Source organism: Gordonia sp. QH-12 (assembly GCF_001578675.1).
Lineage (GTDB): Bacteria > Actinomycetota > Actinomycetes > Mycobacteriales > Mycobacteriaceae > Gordonia > Gordonia sihwensis.
This window is the reverse complement of sequence record NZ_KQ969290.1, coordinates 1-20,338: the sequence shown is the minus strand read 5'-3', so window position 1 is coordinate 20,338 and position 20,338 is coordinate 1. Positions and strand designations below refer to the sequence as shown.

The window sequence follows — 20,338 nt, the reverse complement described above, 5'->3', positions numbered from 1 at the left end:
TTGAATGCCCGACACTGAGAGGCCCGCCGATGACCGATCCGGCCGACAACGAACCGCAGGAGGCGAACGGCACCGACACGGCGAAGACGTCGCAGTCCGTGCTGGATCGGTACTTCAAGATCCGCGAGCGCGGTTCGACGGTGGCCCGGGAAGTGCGCGGCGGACTGGTCACGTTCTTCACGATGGCGTACATCGTCGTCCTGACGCCGATCATCATCGGCGGTGTCCCCGGGAAACCGATCAACGCCGACTCCCTCGGCAACGTGCTCCCGATGCTTCAGGTGGCCGCCGTGGTGGCACTGGCCGCGGGTGTGATGTCCATCGTCTTCGGCCTGGTCGCCAACTATCCGTTCGGCCTGGCGGCCGGCATCGGGATCAGCAGCCTGCTGGCGGTGACGATCGCGCCGCAGATGAGTTGGCCGGCGGCGATGGGCCTGGTGGTGATCGACGGTGTCATCATCGTGCTGCTCGGCCTCACCGGTGTCCGGACCGCCGTCTTCAACGCCGTGCCGGCCGAACTCAAATCGGCGATCGCTGCGGGCATCGGCGCGTTCATCGCCTTCATCGGTTTCATCAACGCCGGCTTCGTGACCCGGCCGGAGGCTGCCGGCGCCCCGCCGGTCCAGCTGGGGCACGACGGGTCGATCGGCACCGTGCCGACGGTCGTCTTCGTCGTCGGCGTCCTGCTGATGGCGGTCCTGGTGGTGCGGAAGGTGCCCGGCGGACTGCTGCTCGGGATCATCGTGATGACCGTGGTCTCGATCATCGTCGAGGCCGTGATGCATCTCGGACCGGCGTCCGAAGGCCACGGGGGCTGGGCGATGAACGTTCCCAAACTCCCGAGCGGCATCGGCGGACTGCCGGACCTGTCCCTCGTGGGCGATGTGGACCTGTTCGGCGCGTTCACCGGACAGTTCGACGATGTCAGCGTTCTGATCGCCTGCGTCTTCCTGTTCACCCTGCTGCTGTCGAACTTCTTCGACGCTATGGGCACGATGACCGGTCTCGGCAAGGAGGGCGGTCTCGCGGACAAGGACGGCAATCTCCCGGGCATCGGACGGGCGCTGATGATCGAGGGTACGGGCGCCATCGTCGGCGGCGCGTCGTCCGCGTCGTCGAACACCGTGCTGGTCGAGTCGTCGGCGGGCATCGCCGAGGGCGCGCGCACGGGATTCGCGAACATCGTGACCGGTGTGCTCTTCCTGGCGGCGATGTTCTTCACCCCGCTGTACAGCGTGGTGCCGATGGAAGCTGTCGCACCCGTGCTGGTGGTCGTCGGCGCGATGATGATGGGCCAGATCAGGGACATCGATTTCACCCGGTTCGAGCTCGCGCTCCCGGCCTTTCTGACCATCGTCACCATGCCGTTCACCTACTCGATCGCCAACGGCATCGGCGTCGGCTTCATCAGCTGGGTGGTGCTCGGAGCGGCGCGGGGACAGTGGCGCCGGATGCATCCGCTGCTGTACGTGGTGGCGGTCCTGTTCCTGCTCTACTTCGCGAGAGGGCCGATCTCCGATCTGATCTCGGGCTGACGCGTCAGAAGAACGTGCCCGCGAACGGCGCCTCGTCGACGGCGAACATCGCCGCCAGCTGCGCTACGACCTCCGGATCCGCGTCGATCCGTCCGGCGGCGGCCATCTCGCGGACGCCGACACCCCCGAGGTAGACGCTCGAGAGCGTGGCGATGTCGATGCCGGCCTGCGGGGCGTCGTCGGTGCGCGTCACCGTCGCACGGGCATCGGCGACCGTCAGCCGGTAGCGTCCCGCACGGTCGCCGAAACCGTCGGTCACGTCCAGGACCAGGTCGCCGTCTGCGCCGTAGGTGCGCAGTTCCAGGGCGGCGACGACGTCGAGGATCGACACCCACAGCTCGTCCGCCCGTCCCTGCACCTCGAGGGCTCGCGCGTTCACCAGCTTGTGCGGCAGCGGGTCGTCGACCGGGATGGACGCCGTCACGGCCGAGACCAGGTCCAGGCTCGACAGGACGCGCCACAGGTCGGTGTGTGCCTCCGGCGTGGCGGCGACGAAGTCCTCGACGATCGCGGTCTTGTCGCGGGCATCGATCCGGTAGGCCGCATAGCCGTCGGCGTGCAGTAGATAGTGCAGGCCGCTGGTCTGCGAGTTCCGGCGGAAGGCACGGTCGGCGATGATCGACGGCCACCAGGTCTCCGGGCGGGTGATCGCGCCGTTGCGCCCTGCGGCCCAGCGGCGATGGACCTCGGGGACGTGCCGGACCACCTGCTCGCTGTTGCCGTAGCGGACCCGGGAATCGGCCGGCGGGGGAGTGCGGAACTGCGCGGACGCGGGAGTCACGCGGACGCGATGAGAGAAGATCGCGGGCCCGAAACCGAAGCGTTCGTAGATGCCGCCCTCCGACGCGGTGAGCGTGGCGAGGGGGAACTCGCGTTCGCGCCAGGTCCGGTACTGCTCGGTGATCATCCGCCGCAGCAGACCGCGGCGCCGATGGGTGGCCGACACCGAGACCCACGACAGTCCGGCCGTGGTGGCCGACTCGCCGCCGGGGACGGTGAGCGGCACGGGGAAGTACAACGAGACGGCGACGATCGGACGTCCGTCGGAGCCGGTGTCGCGGATGATGACGGTGTCGCCCTCACCCGCCCGGTTGCGGAACTCGATCATCTCGTCGGCGGGCAGCGGCTTCGGCAGGGCGAACGCACGGGCGTCGATCTCGAGGATCTCCGGCCAGTCGGTGCCCCTGGGGCGTTCGAGCGAGAGCGGATCGGCAGCGTCAGACGACGAATTGTTCACCCGTCCAGTGTGCCAAAGCTCACCGACGCCGGTGCAGAGCACCGCTGACCGGCCACGATGTGGCACCGTTGACTGGTGACCTCGACAGACGCAGTCCGGCCGACCGACCACCTCGCCGTGGACGTCATCGACATCGTCGACCCGTCCGATCCGCGGATCGACGACTTCCGGGACCTCAACTCGGTGGACCGCCGCCCGGATGTACCCGCGCTGCCCGGCGGCCGGGTGGGGAAGGGGCTTGTGATCGCGGAGGGAGTGCTGGTGGCGCAGCGGATGATCGCCTCGAGGTTTTCACCGCATGCCTTCTTGGGCGTCGACCGCCGGCTCGACGAACTGGCCTCGGACCTCGAAAACCCGGCGCTGGCCGGGGTGCCGTTCTACCGTGCGAGCGCCGAGGTGATGGCCGAGGTGATCGGCTTCCACCTCAATCGCGGCGTCCTCGCCGCAGCCCGGCGGCCCGTCGAACTCTCGGTGCCCGAGGTGATCGAGAACGCGCGCACCGTCGCCGTCCTGGAGGGCGTCAACGATCACGAGAACATCGGCAGCATCTTCCGCAACGCCGCGGGCCTCGGCGTGGACGGGGTGATCTTCGGGACCGGGTGCGCCGACCCCCTGTACCGACGGTGCGTGCGCGTGTCGATGGGGCATGCGCTTCTCGTGCCCTTCGCTCGCTCGCAGGCGTGGCCGGCCGACCTGGACCTGCTGCGGTCGGCCGGATTCACCACGGTGGCACTGACTCCCGGCGAGGGCAGCGTCCCCCTCGCCGAGGCGGTCACCGACGACAGGGTGGCCTTCCTGGTCGGGGCCGAGGGCCCCGGCCTGGCCGAACACACGATGCGACGCTGCGACGTCCGCGCGCGGATCCCGATGAGCCGGGGCACCGATTCGCTGAACGTCGCGACCGCGGCGGCGGTGGCCTTCTACGAGCGCGCCCGCTGACCTGTGCCGATGGTGTTCCCGCCCGCTGGCTGAGCGAGCCGCAGCGAGTCGAAACCCTCCCAGGCTGGTTGAGCGAGCGTAGCGAGTCGAAGCCGACGTGTGCCTGTTCCCTCCCGCCCGCTGGTTGAGCGAGCGTAGCGAGTCGAAACCAAACGCACCAAACGCGTGTCGGTTCCCTCCCAGGCTGGTTGAGCGAGCGCAGCGAGTCGAAACCAAACGCGAGCCGGTTTCGACTCGCTTCGCTCGCTCAACCAGCGGCGGGGGCGGCGCTCGCTCAACCAGCGGCGGGGGCTGCGCTCGCTCAACCAGCCTGGGAGGGCCGGTATTCGCTCAACCGGCGTCGACGGCCGTCACAGACGACCGCGGAAGCCGAAATAGCGGGAGATCGGTCCGGGAGTGCGCGCGGGCGGGGAGTCCGGTTGCTGCTCCGACAGCGGTTCCGGGGTCGCGACCGGCGCGGGAATCCGCTGGATCGGCTCGGTCTCCTCGGTCGACCCCTCCGGAGCGGCGTGCGCGTGATGCGGCTCGGTCGGGGCGTCCGCGCGGAGGGGCACCGATGATTCGATCACGTTGTCGAATCCGTCGTCGGGCCCGACGCGGTAGACGGTGACGGGAATGCGCGCGGGGTCGACGGCCGACGATGTGTCGCCGTGGAAACTGAAGCCGAACCAGGCGCCGTGTGCGGCGTCCGCGAGTTCGCCGGGATGGAAGGGCAGCGCGAGCGGATCGTGTTCGGCGGCGGCCTGCGGGTGATCGCCCGCCCAGAACGGCCCTTCGAACGGATACGGCAGCCCCACGTCGGTGCGGATAACCGTCGGCGTGCCGACGAAGGCGCGCTGCAGTTCACCGTCCTGCCAGCGGGCCACACATCCCGTGTCGGTGTCAGGGTCGAGCGAGACGAGAGCCCAGGTCTGGCCGACACCGAGATCCTCGAGATAGGAGGTCAGCTCGTCGGGGTCGGTGGTGCGAAGGCTGGCGCCCGCGAGCACCGCCAGGCGGCCGAAGTGCGCGGCGAACACCCGGTTGTCGGCGCCGTCGACGGCAGCCGCGAGATCGGAGGTTCCGATGGGCGTGATCTCGGTGTCGGCGAAGGCCTTCTCGATGAAGTCCGCCGTCTTCTCCGGATCGATGTACACGCCGCCGGCCAACTCCGCCGCCGGATCGGGGCAGGCGATGAACCAGAGGGCAGATATGTTCGGCAGCACCGAGTCTCCAAGTCGCATCAGTCGTTCGGGTGGCTTCGGACGCCGAGCAGTACGTCCTCCCACGCCGGCACGGTGGGTGTCGCACGCTTGCCGCGGTGCCGCGGTGCCGTCGACTCCCTCTCCTCCTGCGGCGTCGATGCCTCCACTCGACGCTCGTCGTCGTACCGCAGATCGAGGACCTCTCCGAACGGGTCCCGTCGGTGACTCTGCCGTCCGGTGAGGTCGTCGGCATCCACCGTGACGTATTCGTGCCCGTCGGGCGCCACCTCGTGGGCCGGAGGCTTCGGTACCGCCTGCACTGTGGGCCTGCGGCTGCTGCGCGCCAGTTCCGGTTCGGTCAGCTCGACGGCCAGATCGTCCATCGGGTCGGTGGTCCCGCCGTGCGAACCGGGCACGAAGCGCCAGTGTGCGAAGAGGTCCGAGCCCGGTTCCGGCGACACCTGGACCACCCACTGACCCGACTCCGTGCGCCACGCGTCCCATTCGGCGTTCTGTGGTGAATGTCCGCGCAGCACAAGGCATTCGGCCACCATTTCGCCGAGTGTGCCTGCGACGGGACCGTCCACCCCCATCGGATGCGAGGCGCGCGCGAGTTCCGCGGCCCGGCTCCGTTCCAGGATCACCGGATGCGCGAACCGATTGATCTTCTCGACTCCGACCCCGGTGGCGGCGGCGAGTTCTTCGACGCTGGCACCGGACCGGACACGAGCCTGGATCTCCCGGGGCGTCAGCGACAACGTCGCCTGCGCATCGGTCGGCTGGTCGGCCACCGACTGAGCGGGCCCGGAGGGGGTCGACTCGGGCCGGGCGGCGTCGGTCGACGCGCACTCGCACTGGGCGGGGACATCCGCCTCAACCGATTCCGGCGGGTGGACGAGCGCGCGCAACGTGCTGTCGATCGGGATCTGAAACTCTTCGCCGGAGTCGAGGTCCATCACGACGATGAACGCACCGTCTGAGTCGGCGCGATCGGCGTGCAGTTCACGCATCGACTCCTCCTCCGGTCACCAGGTACGCGGATACCGCACTCAACACTAGTGAATTTCTGTGCCGGAGCGCGAGAGGACACGCGGCCCTTCTGTGAAGATCAGATCTTCGATCCGGGTCAGAGGCGCTCGACGATGTAGTCGATGCACTGGGTCAACTTGGTGACGTCCTCGGGGTCGATCGCCGGGAACATGCCGATGCGCAGCTGGTTGCGGCCGAGCTTGCGGTAGGGCTCGGTGTCGACGACCCCGTTGGCACGCAGCGTCTTGGCGACGGCCGCGGCGTCCACCGAGTCCGCGAAGTCGATGGTGCCGACCACCTGGCTGCGGTGCGCCTCGTCGGCGAACGGAGTCGCGAACTCGCTGGCCTCGGCCCAGCTGTAGAGCCGCGAGCTGGAGTCGGCGGTGCGGCCGGTGCAGAAGTCCAGACCGCCGTTGTCGTTCATCCACTCGATCTGGTTCTTCAGCAGCAACAGCGAACCGAGCGCGGGCGTGTTGTAGGTCTGGTTCTTGGAGCTGTTGTCGACCGCCGTCGGCAGAGACAGGAACTCGGGGCACCAGCGGCCCGACTCCTTGATCTCCTCGATGCGAGCCAGTGCGGCCGGGCTCATGATCGCGATCCAGAGCCCGCCGTCGGAGGCGAAGCTCTTCTGCGGCGCGAAGTAGTAGACGTCGGTCTGCGCGATGTCGACCGGCAGCCCGCCCGCACCCGAGGTGGCGTCGATGGCGATCAGCGCATCGCCTGCGGCGGCCGGGCGGACCACGGGAACCGCGACGCCGGTGGAGGTCTCGTTCTGCGCCCAGCCGATGAGGTCGACGCCTTCGACGTCGCCGGCGGTCAGCGCAGCCGGGTCGGGTGCGGTTCCGGGATCGGTCGAGACGACCTTCGGATCCTGAAGGAACGGGGCCTTCTTGGACACAGTGGCGAACTTGGAGGAGAACTCGCCGTAAGTGAGATTGAGGGCGCGCTCGCGGATCAGGCCGAATGCCGCGGCGTCCCAGAACGCGGTGGTGCCGCCGTTGGAGAGGACGACTTCGTAGCCCTCCGGCAGCGAGAACAGCTGTGCCAGACCCTCGCGGACCGCGCCGACGACGTTCTTGACCGGTGCCTGACGGTGGCTGGTGCCGAAGACCGAAGCGCCGGTGTCGACCAGCGATTGCAGCTGCTCGGGGCGGACCTTGGACGGGCCGCAGCCGAAACGGCCGTCTGCGGGAAGGAGTTCGGCGGGCAGCGTGATCGCGGTATCGGTCATGACGACGATTCTAAGACAGCCCAGCACGGCATTGCGCAGCAGCGGGCGCCGTGCAAGAGCAGGATGACTCTGGACACCGTTTCGCTGTTTCGTCGAAGGTGAGGAAATGGACACGTCGAAGGTGATCGATGTACGAGGTCTGCGGAAGAACTTCGGCAGGTTCACCGCGCTCGACGGGCTCGACCTCAGTGTCGAGACCGGCGAGATCGCCGGATTCCTGGGGCCGAACGGCGCGGGTAAATCTACTACCATCCGCATCCTGCTCGGCATGCTCCGCCACGACGGCGGGCAGGTCCGGCTTTTCGGTGCCGACCCGCATCGCGATGCGGTGTCCGTGCACCGCCGGCTGGCCTATGTGCCCGGCGACGTCACGCTGTGGCCGCAGCTCAGCGGTGGTGAGTCGATCGACCTCCTGCTGCGGCTGCGGGGTCTGGACCCGGCAGCCACGCCCGCGCGCGACGAACTGATCGAGCGGTTCGAACTCGATCCGACGAAGAAGGCGCGGTCGTACTCCAAAGGGAACCGGCAGAAAGTGGCGCTCGTCGCGGCCTTCGCGGCCGACACCGATCTGCTGGTGTTCGACGAGCCGACGTCCGGGCTCGACCCGCTGATGGCGCGCGAGTTCATGCGCTGCGCTGCCGAGCGCGCCGCACGCGGGGCGGCCGTCCTGATGTCGTCGCACCTGCTCTCCGAGGTGGAGGAGCTCTGCAACACCGTCACGATCATCCGGGCGGGAAAGACCGTGCAGGCGGGCCGGCTCGAGGATCTGCGACATCTGCGCCGGTCGCGCGTCACGGCCACCCTCCCCGGTCCGAGCGACCTGTCCGCGGTGCCGGGGGTGCACGATCTCGACACGACGGCTTCCGGGGACGTGACCTTCACCGTCGACGACGATGCACTCCCCGCCGTCACCGCGGCGCTGTCGGCCGCGGGGGTCGCCCGGCTGGCGATCGAACCGCCGAGCCTGGAGGAGCTGTTCCTGCAGAACTACCGCGATCAGGACGATCAGGACGCGGTCCGCGGCAGCCGGGAGCGGGCATGACTTCGCCGACCACGCGCTGGCCGCTGCTGGCGCGCATGGACGTGCGCCGTGAGCGGCTGATCATCCCGGTGACCGTGGTGCTGTTCGCGGCCATCAATCTGTCGACCGCCGCGATGATCCAGAATCTTGCCGGCGATCCCGCTCAGCAGCAGAGCCTGCGGACGGTCGCGGGGACCAATGCGGCGTTCCGGTTCCTCTTGGGAAGTGTTCCCGGAGACGACTCTCTGGCGGCGCTGGCGTCGTGGCGGGCGGGACTGTTCATGATCGCCGCGCTCGGCGTCTGTGCCGCGATGGCGGTGGTTCGGCTGACCCGCAAGGAGGAGGAAGAGGGACGCACCGAGTTGGTCCTGGCCGGGTCGGTCGGACCGGTGGCTCCCGCCGTCGCCGCGGTGAGCGTCGTCGTCGGTTTCGTGCTCGTCGTGTCCGCGGCGATGGCGGCGAGCCTGCTCACCGTCGACGGCGCGGACCCGGTGTCGCTGCTCGCAGTGTTCGCGCAGTACGCCTCGACCGGTCTGGCCGCCGCCGGCCTGGCGCTGGTCGCCGCCGAGGTGTTCCCCTCGGCCCATTCGGCGAATCTCGCCGCGTCCGGCGTGGTGCTCGCCGGATACGTCCTGCGCGGCGTCGCCGACACGGTGCCCGCCGCGGCCTGGTTGAGATGGACGAACCCGGTCGGCTGGGCCGAGGCGATCGAGCCCTTCGACGGCAACAGTTTCTGGCCGGCGCTGGCCTCCGTCGCGGCGTTCGTCGCAGGTCTCGCGCTGGCTCCGGTGGTCCGCAGGCGCCGCGACCTGGGGGCGGGGCTGCTCGCCGCCAGACCCGGCCCGGCGACCGGACCGCACTTGCGGTCGCCGCTGGCTCTCGCGTGGCGGCAGAGCCGTTCGACGGCGGCGGCCTGGATCGGCGGCGTCGCGGTGTACGGCGTCACGGTCGGCGTCATCACCGATCAGGTGGATCAGTTCGCGGGTACCAACAAGGCGATCACCGACTTCCTCGAGTCGTCCGGAGCGGCGGGCACACTGAAACAGGTCTTCCTGTCGACGATGACCGGGTTCCTCGCGGTAGCGGCGGTGGGTGCGGGCGTCTCGCTGCTCACCAAATGGCGGTCGGAGGAAGTGAGCGGTCGCCTCGAGGTGCTGCTCGCCACCCCGGTGTCCCGGCGACGCTACTTCTGGACCCAGGCGGGTGTCATCGGTGTCACCGTGGTGATCGTGATGGCGGCGGCGCCGGCATCGGTCCTCCTCGGCGCCGGACTCTCCGGCGCGGGATGGGGGAGCACGGCGGAGGTCGCATTCCCGATGGCGGCGGCTTCGGTCCCGGCGGCCGCGGCGACCATGTCGCTGGCCGTGCTGCTGTACGGCGCCCGGGGACGGCTCGCCGTGGTCGGCTGGCCGATCCTCATCGCCTCGTGGCTGCTGGGCCCCTTCGGCGGGATGCTCGGCCTGCCGCAGTGGGTGCGCGACGTGTCGCCGTTCACGCACGTTCCCCAGATTCCGCTGCAATCGGTCCAGGCGCTGCCGCTCGTGATCCCGGCGCTCGCCGCAGCGGCCTTCGTGGTCGCCGCCGCGGCGCTCTGGGAGCGGCGGGATCTGGGGCAATAGCGGGTTCTGAAGAATTGGGCAGACCTGCGGCAGAGGTGTGGGCCGCGTCCGTGACGCGGGTCTCGCCGGCCACCGCGCGATCGACGCGCATCAGCCGGGCGAACAGTTGGATGAGCGGACCGACTGCCACCGCGTAGAGCACGGTGCCGACCCCGAGGGTGCCGCCGAGAGCGAACCCGACCGCCACCACTGCGACTTCCAGGACGGTTCGGACCACGCGCACCGACCATCCCGTCCGCGCAACGATCCCGGTCATCAGGCCGTCGCGCGGCCCGGGGCCGAGCCGTGCGCCGATGTACAGCGCGGTGGCGAAGCCGTTGAGGACGATGCCGCCCAGCATCATGGGGACCGCGACCGCGAGCCCGGGCCGGTCGGGCAGGTAGGGGGAGACCGCGTCGAAGGTCAGGCCGAGGACCACCACGTTCGCCACGGTGCCCACGCCGGGCCGTTGTCGGAGCGGAAGCCATGCGAGCAGGACCACCGCACCGACGATGATCGACACCGTGCCGATCGAGAGGCCCACCTGGTCGGCGATTCCCTGATGCAGGACGTCCCAGGGGATGTTGCCGAGTCCGGCGTGCAGGATCATCGCCATCGAAGCGCCGTAGAGCACGAGGCCGACGGCGAGTGCGAGGAGTCTCTTGAACATGAGACCACCGTGGCCGAAACTGGCCATTGAATCCATAGCCAGTTGCGGAATACTGGACTTGTGATCACTCCTACCGGCGCAATCGGTGCGGCCGCACTGGCACGACATCTCGGGGCCTGGCGCCCGGACGGTCCGCGGCCCGGCTATCAGGCGCTTGCGGACGCGCTGCGGATGCTGGTGCTCGACGGACGTGTTCCGGTCGGCACCGCGCTGCCGAGTGAACGCACCCTCGCGCAGGCGCTGAACGTCTCGCGCACGACGGTGGCGGCGGCCTACGCGGCGCTGCGCGACGGCGGCCATCTGCAGTCGCGGCAGGGGGCGCGCAGTGTGCTCACCCTGCCGGTGCAGGTGCCGCCGGAGCCGATCGATCTCGGGGCCGAAACCGACATGATCAAGCTCAACATCGCCGCGCCGACCGCTCCCGAACAGATCGTTCACGACGGATTCCGCCATGCACTCGAATGCGCGCCGGGCTACCTCGCCGGAACCGGGCTGTATCCCAACGGCCTGCGTGCACTCGCGGAGACGATCGCCGAGAGGTACACCGCGCGCGGTCTGCCGACCACGCCTGATCAGATCCTCGTCACCTCCGGCGCTCAGCACGCGTTGCGCCTGGTGCTCGACGTCCACGTCGCGCCGGGTGATCGCGTCCTGCTCGAGCAGCCGACTCATCACGGGACCATCCTGGCCCTCGCCCGGCATCGTGCCCGGCCGGTCACGGTGGGACTGCATCCCACCTATGGCTGGGACCTCGACCAGCTCGAATCGGTGGTCCGGCTGCAGCAACCGCGCCTGATCTTCGTCATTCCCGATTTCCACAATCCCACCGGACTGCTGCTCGACGAGGCCGGGCGCCTGCGCCTCGCCGAGATCTCCGCGCGTCACCGGGTGCCGGTGATCGTCGACGAGACGATGGTGGAGTTGGGGCTCGACGTGAGTGCGCCGCCGCCGGTGGCGGCCTTCGCTCCCTCCGCACGGGGACCGAGGCACAGGTCGCAGATCATCACACTCGGTTCGGCCAGCAAGACCGTCTGGCCGGGTCTGCGCGTCGGCTGGATCCGCGTCGACGGCAGTCCGGACGCCTACGCGCTGGCTCGCTACGAATCCGATCTCGGGGGAGCGGTGGTGGAGCAGTTCGCGGCTCAGTACGCACTCGCGAATCTCGACGCCTTCCTTCCCGCACGCCGGGCGGTGCTCCGCGCCCAACGCGCGGCCGCGTTGCGGGCGATCGGCCGGCACCTGCCCGGCGCGGTGCCGGTGCGCGGTGTGGGCGGTCTCTGCCTGTGGGTGGCGCTGCCCCGCCCGGTGGCGACCGCGACGGCCGCGGCGGCGGCCGAACTCGGCGTCCGACTGATCCCCGGCGGCTCGTTCGGCCCGCTCGGCGGCTTCGACGGCCACATCAGGATCCCGTACACGCTCGATGCCCAGACGCTCGTGCGTGGGATCGAACTGGTCGGTCGGGCCTACCGGGCGGTGTCCGGAGTCGACGCGCCGGCGCCGGTGCCGGGCGGCGACGGACTGCCGGATCGGCTGGTGGTGTGATCGGAAGTAGCATGCAGGGCGTGAAGAAGCTGGTAGACCTGCCGAGTATGCGAGTCGGATACGGGTCGGGTGCGGACGGTCCGGGTGACGGGGCGGCGGGTGCCGACGGAGTGCGAGCGAACCTCGATCCGTCATGGCTGACCGGGGACCCGCCCTGGCTATCGCTCTTCGAGACATGGCTGGCCGAAGCCATCGCCGCGCGCATCCCCGAACCCAACGCCATGGTGCTGGGAACCGTCGATGCGCAGGGCCGTCCGGCGACGCGCACCGTGCTGTGCAAGGGAGTCAGCGAAGCGGGCATCGTCTTCTTCACCGGCTACGACTCGCAGAAGGGACGGGCCATCGCTGCCAATCCCCACGCGTCGGCGACGTTTCCGTGGATCGCGCTGGAGCGCCAGGTCCACTTCCGCGGCCGCGTGGTGAAGGTGGACTCGGAGGAGACCCGCCGCTACTGGGAATCGCGGCCGCGCGGATCGCAGCTGTCGGCGTTCGCATCGGCGCAGTCGCAGCCGATCGGCTCCCGTGCGGAACTGGAGGAGGCCGCGGCGGCGGTCGCGGAACGATTCGGCGGTGCGGACGAGGGGGAGCCGGTACCGGTTCCGCCGGGCTGGGGCGGATACCGCCTGGAGCCGGACGTCGTCGAGTTCTGGCAGGGGCGCGCCAACCGGTTGCACAACCGGGCCTGCGCCGTCCGGACCGCCGACGGCTGGCGGTTGGAGCGGCTCCAGCCCTGATGGCGCGTGGAATCCTGGCCGATACCCGGCCGCTGCAGAACGTCTACTTCCGCCGGCTCTGGACCGCCAACATCATCACGGTGGTCGGTGCGCAACTGACCATCGTCGCCGTGCCCGCACAGTTGTACGCGATCACCGGAAGCTCGGCGTACGTCGGACTCAGCGGTGTCTTCGGCCTCGTCCCCCTGGTGGTCTTCGGGTTGTGGGGCGGGGCGCTCGCCGACACCTTCGACAGGCGCCGGATCCTGATGGTCACCACTGTCGGCCTGATCGTCACCTCCGCGGCCTTCTGGGCACAGGCGGCGGCCGGAGTCGGCAATGTCTGGCTCCTGCTGGTGATCTTCGCGCTCCAGCAGGCCTTCTTCGCGGTCAATCAGCCCACTCGCACAGCTGTTCTGCCTCGTATCCTGCCGCTCGAACGACTGCCCGCCGCGAACTCGCTGAACATGACCGTGATGCAGGCCGGTGCCATCGCCGGACCCCTGGTCGGCGGTGCGCTGATCCCGGTTCTGGGCTTCTCGACCCTGTACTTCGTCGACGCCGTCTGTCTGTTCGCGACCCTGTGGGCGGTGGTGAGCCTGCCCCCGCTGCCGCCGGAGCACGGCGTCCCCGACGCGGGCGACGGCGGTACGCCGCCCGCGCGGCCCACCGCCGGCTTCCGGTCGGTGGTCGACGGCCTGGTGTACCTGAAGGGCCACCCGGTGCTCCTGATGTCGTTCGTCATCGACCTGATCGCCATGATCTTCGGGATGCCGCGCGCGCTGTTCCCGCAGATCGCACACGAGAGCTTCGGTGGACCGTCCGACGGCGGCGTGGCCTTCGCGCTGCTGTTCATCGCCATCCCGCTCGGCGCGGTGGTCGGCGGCGTCCTGTCTGGCTGGGTGTCGCGGGTGCAGCGGCAGGGACGCGCGGTGGTGGTGTGCGTGCTGATCTGGGGTGTCTCGATCGCGGTGGCGGGCGGGGTGTTGGTGTTCGCCCACGGCTCGATGCTTCCCGTCCTCCCGATCGTGGTGCTGGCCCTGATGATCGGCGGTGCCGCGGACATGGCGTCGGCGGCCTTCCGCCAGACGATGCTGCAGTCGGCGGCCAGCGACGACGTCCGCGGCCGACTGCAGGGCGTCTTCATCGTGGTGGTCGCGGGCGGCCCGCGCATCGCAGACGTGACCCACGGCGCCGCGGCAGCCGCGGCCGGGACCGCTGCGACCTTCGCCGGAGGCGGTGTGCTGGTGGTGATCTTCACGGTCGTCGCGACGCTGGCCGCGCCGGTGTTCTATCGGTACCGGGTATCGACGGGTCAGCTGTGATGTCCGGGGACGTTCAGTCGAGCGATCGCAGGAACTCGATCATCGCCGCGCTGGCCCGGTGAGCGGGAGGCGACGACTACCGACGCGGGGCCGCGTCGTTGCTCTGCCACGGCAAGTTGGCCCTGCGCGAGGCGTGCACCGGACAGTAGTGGATGGGATTGCCCCGTTCTGATTCCGGCGGAAGGTTGCGAAGCGGGCTCTCCAGCAGCGGCGCGTCGGCCGCGACACGGCCCGACAGTCGGTCGACGGCGTCCCGGCGGCGGGGATGACTCTCGTAGCGCGGCGGCAGCAGCCCCATCACCGCGTTCACCGCCTTCCCGAAGAGCCGGAACCGGCGCTCGTCGGTGGGGGTCCACGTCAACTCCATCATCTCGCGGACCGGTTCGTCGTACAGACCGGTGGTGATCCACATGAAGAACCGCCCAATGACTCGGATCTGCTTGCGCCACAACCACATAGGCATCCACGCGCGCATCCAGGGCGGAGGCGGCAGCTGCGAGATGTCCAAGACGGTGCGCACTGCGGCATGGTCGCGGAGCACATGCCGGCACATGTGGTCCCAGTACTCGAGGAATTCCTCGTAGGTGTCGGGGCACGGACGCATGCTGACGCAGTACTGGGCGTACCAGCCACGAGACTCCTCGAACAACGCTCGCTTGTCCGCCTCGGAGATCGGTGGGCCGAAGGCCTCCGCGCACCGGATGTTCCCGTACCAGAACGTCGCGTGCGCCCAGTAGAAGACGTCGGGATCGAGTGCGTGATAGCGCTCGCCGTTGTCCATGGTGCCTTTGATTGTGAGGTGGTAGTCGCGCACGCTGCGGCCCGTCTCCGGGGTCTGGTCGAAGACGACGCCGCTGATCGGGTAGAGCGAGCGCATGAGGCGTTCCCAGCGCTCGCCGAAGAAGTCGGAGTGATCCCAGACTCCGGCGGCGAGCTTGGGGTGCATGTTCTGCATCGAGCCCGACCACAGGCCCATCAGCATCCCCCGCCAGCTTCCGAAGTAGCGCCAGGTGACCGAGCCGGGTCCCGGAGCCGGAATGTCGGATGAGGATCGAGCGCCCGGGACGCGGCCGTTGTCGTCGAATCGCTCACTGCCGGACGGGGCTGCCACCTGGGTCATGAGACAAACGTTAATATCCGTCTCACCGCTAGTCAACGATACTGCTAGTCAACGATCTCGACAGCCAACGATCTCGACAGTCAGTGGCCCGGGGTGCGGGACTCATCGCAGGACGAACCGAACCTCGTCGCCCGCCGTCAGCTGCGCTGCCCGCCAGACCGACTCCGGGTTCAGGACGGCCACCACCGGGTATCCGCCGGTCACCGGGTGGTCGGCGAGGAAGATCACCGGCTGGCCGCTCGGCGGGATCTGCACACCGCCGAGCGGGACGCCCTCGCTGCGCATCTCCGGCAGGTCGGAGCGGTGTTCGAGCGGCGGGGCGGAGTGGGCTCGGTCCAGGCGGACTCCGACGCGGTTGCTCGCCGGCGCCACCCGCCAGCGTCCGGTCCCGAGAACTCCGACGTCGACGAGCCGGTCGTCGCGCGGTCCGGGGGCGGCGACCAGTTCGACGATGTCCGCGATGCTGCCGACGGGTGCGAGCGAGGTTGCGGGCCAGTCGTCCTCGCAAGTTCCGACGGTCAGCACGTCGCCGGCGCGCAGGGGGGCCGGGCCCAGTCCGGAGAGGGTGTCGGTGGATCGGGAACCGAGTTCCGCCGGTACATCGAACCCGCCGCGCACCGCGAGATAGTTCCGGCAGCCGCGAGACGGGGTGTGGATGCGGATCATGCCGCCGTCGTGGACCGCGACGACGCTGTGGCTGCCGACTTCGATGCCGTCGACGGTGAGGCTGACCGCCGGGCCGGTGACCGCGATCAGCATCCGGCCCGTCGCCCGCGCCGCCCATCCGCCGAGCGTCACCTCGATTGCCGCGGCGTCCTCGGGGTTCCCGACGAGTCTGTTCGCCTGCGCGAGGGACGGGAGGTCGGCGGCGCCGGATCGTGGTACGCCGAGATGCGCGAGGCCGGGGCGACCGAAGTCCTGAACGGTGGCGAGCGGGCCCGGAGCCTCGATGCTCAGGCGCGCCTGAGGTTGCTGTGCCGGAGTGGCCGGAGTGGGATGTGTCACGATGGCGCCTCGGTCGGCTCGAAGCGGACCGTCATTCCCGCGGTCAGCAGTGACGGCGGACGGGCCTCGCTGTCCCACATCGGCAGATCGGTGCGGCCGAGCAGGAACCAGCCGCCCGGACTGCTGCGCGGGTAGACGGCGCTGTAGCCGGCGGCGACGGCGACCGATCCCGTCGGCACGGCGGTCCGCGATTGGCCGCGGCGAGTGATTCGAGCGAGGGCGTCGGCGTCCCGAGCGCTGGTCTCGGGGCCGGGTACGAGATAGCCGAACCCGGGCGCGAACCCCATGAACTGCACGGTCCACAGCACTCTCGAATGCGTTGCGATCAGCTGTTTCTCGGTCATTCCGGCGAGTGCTGCGGCGTCGGCGAGATCGTCGCCGTCGTACACAACCGGGATCACCAGATCCGGCGGTGAAGGAGTCGGGGAGTGCTCGTCCGGGGGAGTGAAGGACCGCCGTGCGTCGTGGACCACCCGCAGTACCGACAACTCGTCCAAGCCGGAACCGGGTCGGGTCTCCACGAGGATCGTGTGTGCGCCGGGCACGATGTCGCACGGCATCAGGCGACCCTCGTCGAGGGCCTCGCGAAGGGCACGCGCGGTGTGTGCGGCTTCGGCTTCGGGGGCCCGGCCGGTGCTGAAGTCCAGGAGGACGGCGTCGCTTCCCGCTCGGAGCTCTCGCATTCCAACACGGTACCGACATGTGAGTAAGCTGAGCACGCGACAAGCGTCGCGGGCGCCGAGGTGACCCTCATGCGGCGTCTCAGTCGAACCACGACTAGGTTGTTACCCAGCAACTGCTCACCCGCGAGTCAAAGGGGTTTGTGTGTCCGTTGACAATGACGTGACCGAACAGGCGACAGGAAAGTTCACCTACCCGGGTGGCGAGATCGACCTGCCGATCCTCAAGGCCACCGAGGGCAGCGATTCCGTCGCTCTGGGCCCGTTCCTCGCCCAGACCGGGTTGACGACCTTCGACGGGGGCTTCGTCAACACCGCGTCGACGAAGTCCGCGATCACCTATATCGACGGTGATGCGGGCATCCTGCGGTACCGCGGTATCCCGATCGAGCAGCTGGCGGAGAAGTCCACCTTCATCGAGGTGAGCTACCTGCTGATCTACGGTGAGCTGCCGACTGCCGCGCAGTTGGAGGAGTTCGCCACCAAGATCCAGCGGCACACCCTCCTGCACGAGGACCTCAAGCGGTTCTTCGACGGCTTCCCGCGCAACGCGCACCCGATGCCGGTGGTCTCGAGTGCGGTCAACGCGCTGAGCGCCTACTACCAGGACTCGCTCGATCCGAAGGATCCCGAGCAGGTGGAGCTGGCCACGATCCGGCTCCTCGCCAAGCTGCCGACCATCGCGGCCTACGCGTACAAGAAGTCCCAGGGGCAGCCGTTCCTGTACCCGGACAACTCGCTGAGCCTGGTCGAGAACTTCCTCCGGATGACCTTCGGCTTCCCGGCCGAGCCCTACGAGGTCGATCCCGAGGTCGCCAAGGCCCTCGACATGCTGTTCATCCTGCACGCCGACCACGAGCAGAACTGCTCGACGTCGACGGTGCGTCTGGTGGGCTCGTCGCAGGCCAACCTCTTCACCTCCATCTCGGGCGGCATCAACGCGCTCTGGGGCCCGCTGCACGGCGGCGCCAACCAGGCGGTGCTGGAGATGCTCGACGAGATCCGCGCTTCCGGCGGCGACACCAAGGCCTTCATGACCAAGGTGAAGAACAAGGAAGACGGCGTGAAGCTCATGGGCTTCGGTCACCGCGTGTACAAGAACTACGACCCGCGTGCGGCGATCGTGAAGAAGACCGCCGATCAGATCCTCACCTCGCTGGGTGTGGAGGACGAGCTGCTCGACATCGCGAAGGGCCTGGAAGAGGTCGCGCTGCACGACGACTACTTCGTCGAGCGCAAGCTCTACCCGAACGTGGACTTCTACACCGGCGTCATCTACCGGGCGATGGGCTTCCCGACCCGCATGTTCACCGTGCTGTTCGCTCTCGGCCGGCTGCCCGGCTGGATCGCTCACTGGCGTGAGATGCACAACGATCCGACCACCAAGATCGGCCGTCCGCGTCAGCTGTACACCGGTTACACCGAACGTGATTACGTCCAGATGGGGGACCGCTGACCATGAGCAAGCCCGAAGTCGACTTTCCGGAGGGCCCGGCCCCGACGTCGCTGGAGATCACCGACCTGGTGATCGGTGACGGTCCCGAAGCGCAGCACGGCGGCACCGTCGACGTGCACTACGTCGGCGTGGAGTTCGACTCCGGCGAGGAGTTCGACTCGTCGTGGGACCGCGGGCAGTCCGCCCGATTCCCCCTCGACGCGTTGATCCCCGGTTGGCAGGAGGGCATTCCCGGAATGAAGGTCGGCGGTCGACGCCGACTGGTGGTTCCGCCGGAGCTGGCCTACGGTCCGGCGGGCGCCGGACACCGGCTCTCGGGCAAGACCCTGATCTTCGTGATCGATCTGCTCGGCGTCTGACCTCGGACATGACAGACAAGGCCGCGTCGCTTCCCTGCGACGCGGCCTTCGTCGTCCCCGGACGGACCGGTCGGCGAGGCAGGCCGGAGCGGTCCGCTGGTTTGAGCGAGTCTCGTAGTCCCGCAGAGTCGAGCGAGCCTCGTAGTCCCGCAGGTTTGAGCGTTCTTATAGTTACCGCTGGTTGGGCGAGTCTCGTAGTTCCGCTGGTTGAGCGAGCTTCGTAGTCCCGCTGGTTGAGCGAGCGAAGCGAGTCGAAACCCCCACACCCCACACCCAAGGAGCGAAGATGACATTCACCGCGATGGTGGCACGCGAGAGCGCTGACGGCATCAGCCTGGCCGCGGAGACGGTCGACGACACCTTCCTCCCTCCGGGCGAAGTGACCATCAAGGTCGAGCACTCGAGCATCAACTACAAGGACGCTTTGGCCGTCACGCCACGCGGAGGCGTGGTCCGCGAGTACCCGATCGTTCCGGGCATCGACATCGCCGGAGCGGTGAGTGAATCGACCTCACCGGAGTTCGCGCCGGGCGACCCCGTGGTCGCTCACGGCTACGACATCGGTACCGCCCGTCACGGGGGCTACGCCGAGTACGCGCGGGTCCCTGCCGACCAGGTGGTTCGTCTCGAATCTCTCTCGACTCGGGAGGCCGCCGCGATCGGCACTGCGGGATTCACCGCGGCGATGAGTGTGAAAGCGATCTTGGACGGCGGCTATCGTCCCTCCGACGGGCCGATCCTGGTCACCGGCGCCAGCGGCGGTGTCGGTTCGGTGAGTGTGGATCTGCTCTCGAAGTTCGGTTTCGAGGTCGTCGCATCGTCGGGCAAACCCGATGCTGTGGACCTGCTCACCCGGTTGGGGGCGTCGTCGGTGATCGGCCGGCTCCCGGAGGACCCCGAGGCGAAGATCCGTCCGCTCGACAAACAGCGGTGGTCGTCGGCCGTGGACTGTGTGGGCGGAAGGACGCTCGCCTACGTTCTCAGTACTGTCCGTTACGGCGGTACTGTCGCCGCGAGCGGTCTGACCGGCGGGGCGGACCTGCCGACCACGGTGATGCCCTTCATTCTGCGCGGGGTGACCCTGGCCGGCATCGACTCGGTCCAGCTCGGCATCACCGCCCGGCGTGCCCTGTGGCAGCGACTCGAGACCGACCTGCGCCCGCAGCATCTGGATCTGCTGACCTACGAGGTGGGGCTCGACGAGTTGCCGCAGGCACTCGACCGCATTCTCGCCGGCGGAGCGACCGGTCGAGGAGTCGTCACGATCTGACAGCCGGCTCAGTTGGCCGTGAGGTCGGCCCCGAACTCGAGGAACTGAACTGATCGCGCGGGATCGGTGTTCTGCTGGTTGGCGCGCAGTGCTTCGAGTTCGGTGGCGAAGACCCGCTCCACGCGCGGGCCGCCGTCGTCGCGCACGATGGCCCATACGCCCGGCTCCGCGTCGATGATCCCGGCATCCTGTTCAGGCTCCGGCGACGTGCGCGGGCGAGTGGCAGAGGCCGCGATGTCGGCCCAGGTGAGCGTGGTCCGAGGATTGTCGAGGGCTTGACGGAGCAGCTTCCGCAAGCCTTCTCCGGCTTCGCGGGCGAAGCGGTCGAAGTCGTCGGGACCGAAGTCGTTCGATGCAGCCATGCTGTCCATCGTCCCCACGATCCGGCGCCGGCGCCAGCGGTGTGTCCGGTCAGGCGGCCAGG

18 protein-coding genes are annotated in these 20,338 nt (G+C 68.9%); 9 read left to right on the top strand and 9 right to left on the bottom strand.

Annotation, left to right across the window (positions count from 1 at the left end; translation table 11 throughout):
* The first annotated feature begins 29 nt into the window (after positions 1 to 29).
* Positions 30 to 1,535 (top strand): NCS2 family permease, encoded by a 1,506-nt coding sequence (locus tag Y710_RS09515; protein ID WP_006894586.1) that lies wholly within the window; start codon positions 30 to 32, stop codon positions 1,533 to 1,535.
* 4 nt (positions 1,536 to 1,539) lie between these two features.
* On the opposite strand, the gene Y710_RS09510 is transcribed toward Y710_RS09515, so the two are convergent.
* A complete protein-coding gene (locus tag Y710_RS09510) occupies positions 1,540 to 2,772 on the bottom strand; it encodes a GNAT family N-acetyltransferase (protein ID WP_006894587.1) in 1,233 nt (410 codons plus the stop codon).
* Positions 2,773 to 2,847: 75 nt separating this feature from the next.
* Here Y710_RS09510 and Y710_RS09505 point away from each other — a divergent pair, with 75 nt between their 5' ends.
* Positions 2,848 to 3,711, top strand: coding sequence for a TrmH family RNA methyltransferase (locus Y710_RS09505; RefSeq protein WP_062367384.1), 864 nt, complete (start codon positions 2,848 to 2,850; stop codon positions 3,709 to 3,711).
* A 350-nt stretch (positions 3,712 to 4,061) separates the two neighbouring features.
* Here Y710_RS09505 and Y710_RS09500 read toward each other — a convergent pair whose 3' ends face one another.
* From Y710_RS09500 to serC, 3 genes are all read right to left on the bottom strand, one after another.
* Entirely contained in the window at positions 4,062 to 4,934 is an 873-nt protein-coding gene (locus Y710_RS09500; protein WP_231650283.1) for a DUF6928 family protein, read from the bottom strand.
* Positions 4,934 to 5,905 (bottom strand): septation protein SepH, encoded by a 972-nt coding sequence (gene sepH / locus Y710_RS09495; protein ID WP_006894592.1) that lies wholly within the window; start codon positions 5,903 to 5,905, stop codon positions 4,934 to 4,936. Before sepH ends, Y710_RS09500 begins: the two co-directional genes overlap by 1 nt.
* 116 nt (positions 5,906 to 6,021) lie before the next feature.
* A complete protein-coding gene (gene serC / locus Y710_RS09490; protein WP_006894593.1) occupies positions 6,022 to 7,155 on the bottom strand; it encodes a phosphoserine transaminase in 1,134 nt (377 codons plus the stop codon).
* A 106-nt stretch (positions 7,156 to 7,261) separates the two neighbouring features.
* Between serC and Y710_RS09485 the strand changes: the two genes are divergently transcribed.
* A complete protein-coding gene (locus Y710_RS09485) occupies positions 7,262 to 8,197 on the top strand; it encodes an ABC transporter ATP-binding protein (RefSeq protein ID WP_062367383.1) in 936 nt (311 codons plus the stop codon).
* 1,470 nt (positions 8,198 to 9,667) lie between these two features.
* Here the strand turns inward: Y710_RS09485 and Y710_RS18475 are convergent.
* The gene (locus Y710_RS18475) at positions 9,668 to 10,444 is read right to left on the bottom strand and encodes a membrane protein YczE (protein ID WP_231875717.1); all 777 of its coding nucleotides are present in this window, start codon (positions 10,442 to 10,444) and stop codon (positions 9,668 to 9,670) included.
* A 60-nt stretch (positions 10,445 to 10,504) separates the two neighbouring features.
* Here Y710_RS18475 and Y710_RS09475 point away from each other — a divergent pair, with 60 nt between their 5' ends.
* Genes Y710_RS09475 through Y710_RS09465 form a run of 3 tightly spaced genes read left to right on the top strand, consistent with a single transcriptional unit; the run spans position 10,505 to position 14,024 of the window.
* Positions 10,505 to 11,986 carry a MocR-like transcription factor YczR gene (locus Y710_RS09475; protein WP_062367382.1) on the top strand — a complete coding sequence of 494 codons (1,482 nt, stop codon included), beginning with the start codon at positions 10,505 to 10,507 and terminating at the stop codon, positions 11,984 to 11,986.
* Between the two features lie 47 nt (positions 11,987 to 12,033).
* Positions 12,034 to 12,720, top strand: coding sequence for a pyridoxamine 5'-phosphate oxidase (gene pdxH / locus Y710_RS09470; RefSeq protein WP_174302273.1), 687 nt, complete (start codon positions 12,034 to 12,036; stop codon positions 12,718 to 12,720).
* Positions 12,720 to 14,024, top strand: a complete 1,305-nt coding sequence (locus Y710_RS09465) for an MFS transporter (RefSeq protein WP_062367381.1) — start codon at positions 12,720 to 12,722, stop codon at positions 14,022 to 14,024. Before pdxH ends, Y710_RS09465 begins: the two co-directional genes overlap by 1 nt.
* Positions 14,025 to 14,100: 76 nt before the next feature.
* Here the strand turns inward: Y710_RS09465 and Y710_RS09460 are convergent, their stop codons facing one another.
* The 3 genes from Y710_RS09460 to Y710_RS09450 all read right to left on the bottom strand — a co-directional run bounded on the left by Y710_RS09460 (position 14,101) and on the right by Y710_RS09450 (position 16,832).
* A complete protein-coding gene (locus Y710_RS09460) occupies positions 14,101 to 15,144 on the bottom strand; it encodes an oxygenase MpaB family protein (protein WP_062367380.1) in 1,044 nt (347 codons plus the stop codon).
* Positions 15,145 to 15,246: 102 nt separating this feature from the next.
* Positions 15,247 to 16,149 carry a 5-oxoprolinase subunit C family protein gene (locus Y710_RS09455; RefSeq protein WP_045540145.1) on the bottom strand — a complete coding sequence of 301 codons (903 nt, stop codon included), beginning with the start codon at positions 16,147 to 16,149 and terminating at the stop codon, positions 15,247 to 15,249.
* Positions 16,146 to 16,832 (bottom strand): 5-oxoprolinase subunit B family protein, encoded by a 687-nt coding sequence (locus Y710_RS09450; RefSeq protein ID WP_045540147.1) that lies wholly within the window; start codon positions 16,830 to 16,832, stop codon positions 16,146 to 16,148. The genes Y710_RS09455 and Y710_RS09450 overlap by 4 nt, the downstream gene beginning before the upstream one ends.
* A 142-nt stretch (positions 16,833 to 16,974) precedes the next feature.
* Here Y710_RS09450 and Y710_RS09445 point away from each other — a divergent pair, with 142 nt between their 5' ends.
* The 3 genes from Y710_RS09445 (at position 16,975) to Y710_RS09435 (ending at position 19,914) form a co-directional block, all read left to right on the top strand.
* The gene (locus tag Y710_RS09445) at positions 16,975 to 18,285 is read left to right on the top strand and encodes a citrate synthase (RefSeq protein ID WP_006894603.1); all 1,311 of its coding nucleotides are present in this window, start codon (positions 16,975 to 16,977) and stop codon (positions 18,283 to 18,285) included.
* Positions 18,286 to 18,287: 2 nt separating this feature from the next.
* On the top strand, positions 18,288 to 18,644 hold the full coding sequence (locus tag Y710_RS09440; protein ID WP_006894604.1) for an FKBP-type peptidyl-prolyl cis-trans isomerase: 357 nt from the start codon (positions 18,288 to 18,290) through the stop codon (positions 18,642 to 18,644).
* A 286-nt stretch (positions 18,645 to 18,930) separates the two neighbouring features.
* Entirely contained in the window at positions 18,931 to 19,914 is a 984-nt protein-coding gene (locus Y710_RS09435; protein ID WP_062367379.1) for an oxidoreductase, read from the top strand.
* Positions 19,915 to 19,922: 8 nt separating this feature from the next.
* On the opposite strand, the gene Y710_RS09430 is transcribed toward Y710_RS09435, so the two are convergent.
* Positions 19,923 to 20,276: a hypothetical protein gene (locus tag Y710_RS09430; protein WP_045540153.1), complete on the bottom strand. Its 354-nt coding sequence runs from the start codon at positions 20,274 to 20,276 to the stop codon at positions 19,923 to 19,925.
* Between the last annotated feature and the right edge of the window lie 62 nt (positions 20,277 to 20,338).

Excerpts from the sequence above, each read along its gene's own strand:
- Y710_RS09515 (WP_006894586.1), top strand. The coding sequence starts at position 30 with ATGACCGATCCGGCCGACAACGAACCGCAGGAGGCGAACGGCACCGAC.
- Y710_RS09500 (WP_231650283.1), bottom strand. The coding sequence starts at position 4,934 with ATGCGACTTGGAGACTCGGTGCTGCCGAACATATCTGCCCTCTGGTTC.
- sepH (WP_006894592.1), bottom strand. The coding sequence starts at position 5,905 with ATGCGTGAACTGCACGCCGATCGCGCCGACTCAGACGGTGCGTTCATC.
- serC (WP_006894593.1), bottom strand. The coding sequence starts at position 7,155 with ATGACCGATACCGCGATCACGCTGCCCGCCGAACTCCTTCCCGCAGAC.
- Y710_RS09485 (WP_062367383.1), top strand. The coding sequence starts at position 7,262 with ATGGACACGTCGAAGGTGATCGATGTACGAGGTCTGCGGAAGAACTTC.
- Y710_RS18475 (WP_231875717.1), bottom strand. The coding sequence starts at position 10,444 with ATGTTCAAGAGACTCCTCGCACTCGCCGTCGGCCTCGTGCTCTACGGC.
- pdxH (WP_174302273.1), top strand. The coding sequence starts at position 12,034 with ATGCGAGTCGGATACGGGTCGGGTGCGGACGGTCCGGGTGACGGGGCG.
- Y710_RS09465 (WP_062367381.1), top strand. The coding sequence starts at position 12,720 with ATGGCGCGTGGAATCCTGGCCGATACCCGGCCGCTGCAGAACGTCTAC.
- Y710_RS09460 (WP_062367380.1), bottom strand. The coding sequence starts at position 15,144 with ATGACCCAGGTGGCAGCCCCGTCCGGCAGTGAGCGATTCGACGACAAC.
- Y710_RS09450 (WP_045540147.1), bottom strand. The coding sequence starts at position 16,832 with ATGCGAGAGCTCCGAGCGGGAAGCGACGCCGTCCTCCTGGACTTCAGC.
- Y710_RS09440 (WP_006894604.1), top strand. The coding sequence starts at position 18,288 with ATGAGCAAGCCCGAAGTCGACTTTCCGGAGGGCCCGGCCCCGACGTCG.
- Y710_RS09435 (WP_062367379.1), top strand. The coding sequence starts at position 18,931 with ATGACATTCACCGCGATGGTGGCACGCGAGAGCGCTGACGGCATCAGC.
- Y710_RS09430 (WP_045540153.1), bottom strand. The coding sequence starts at position 20,276 with ATGGCTGCATCGAACGACTTCGGTCCCGACGACTTCGACCGCTTCGCC.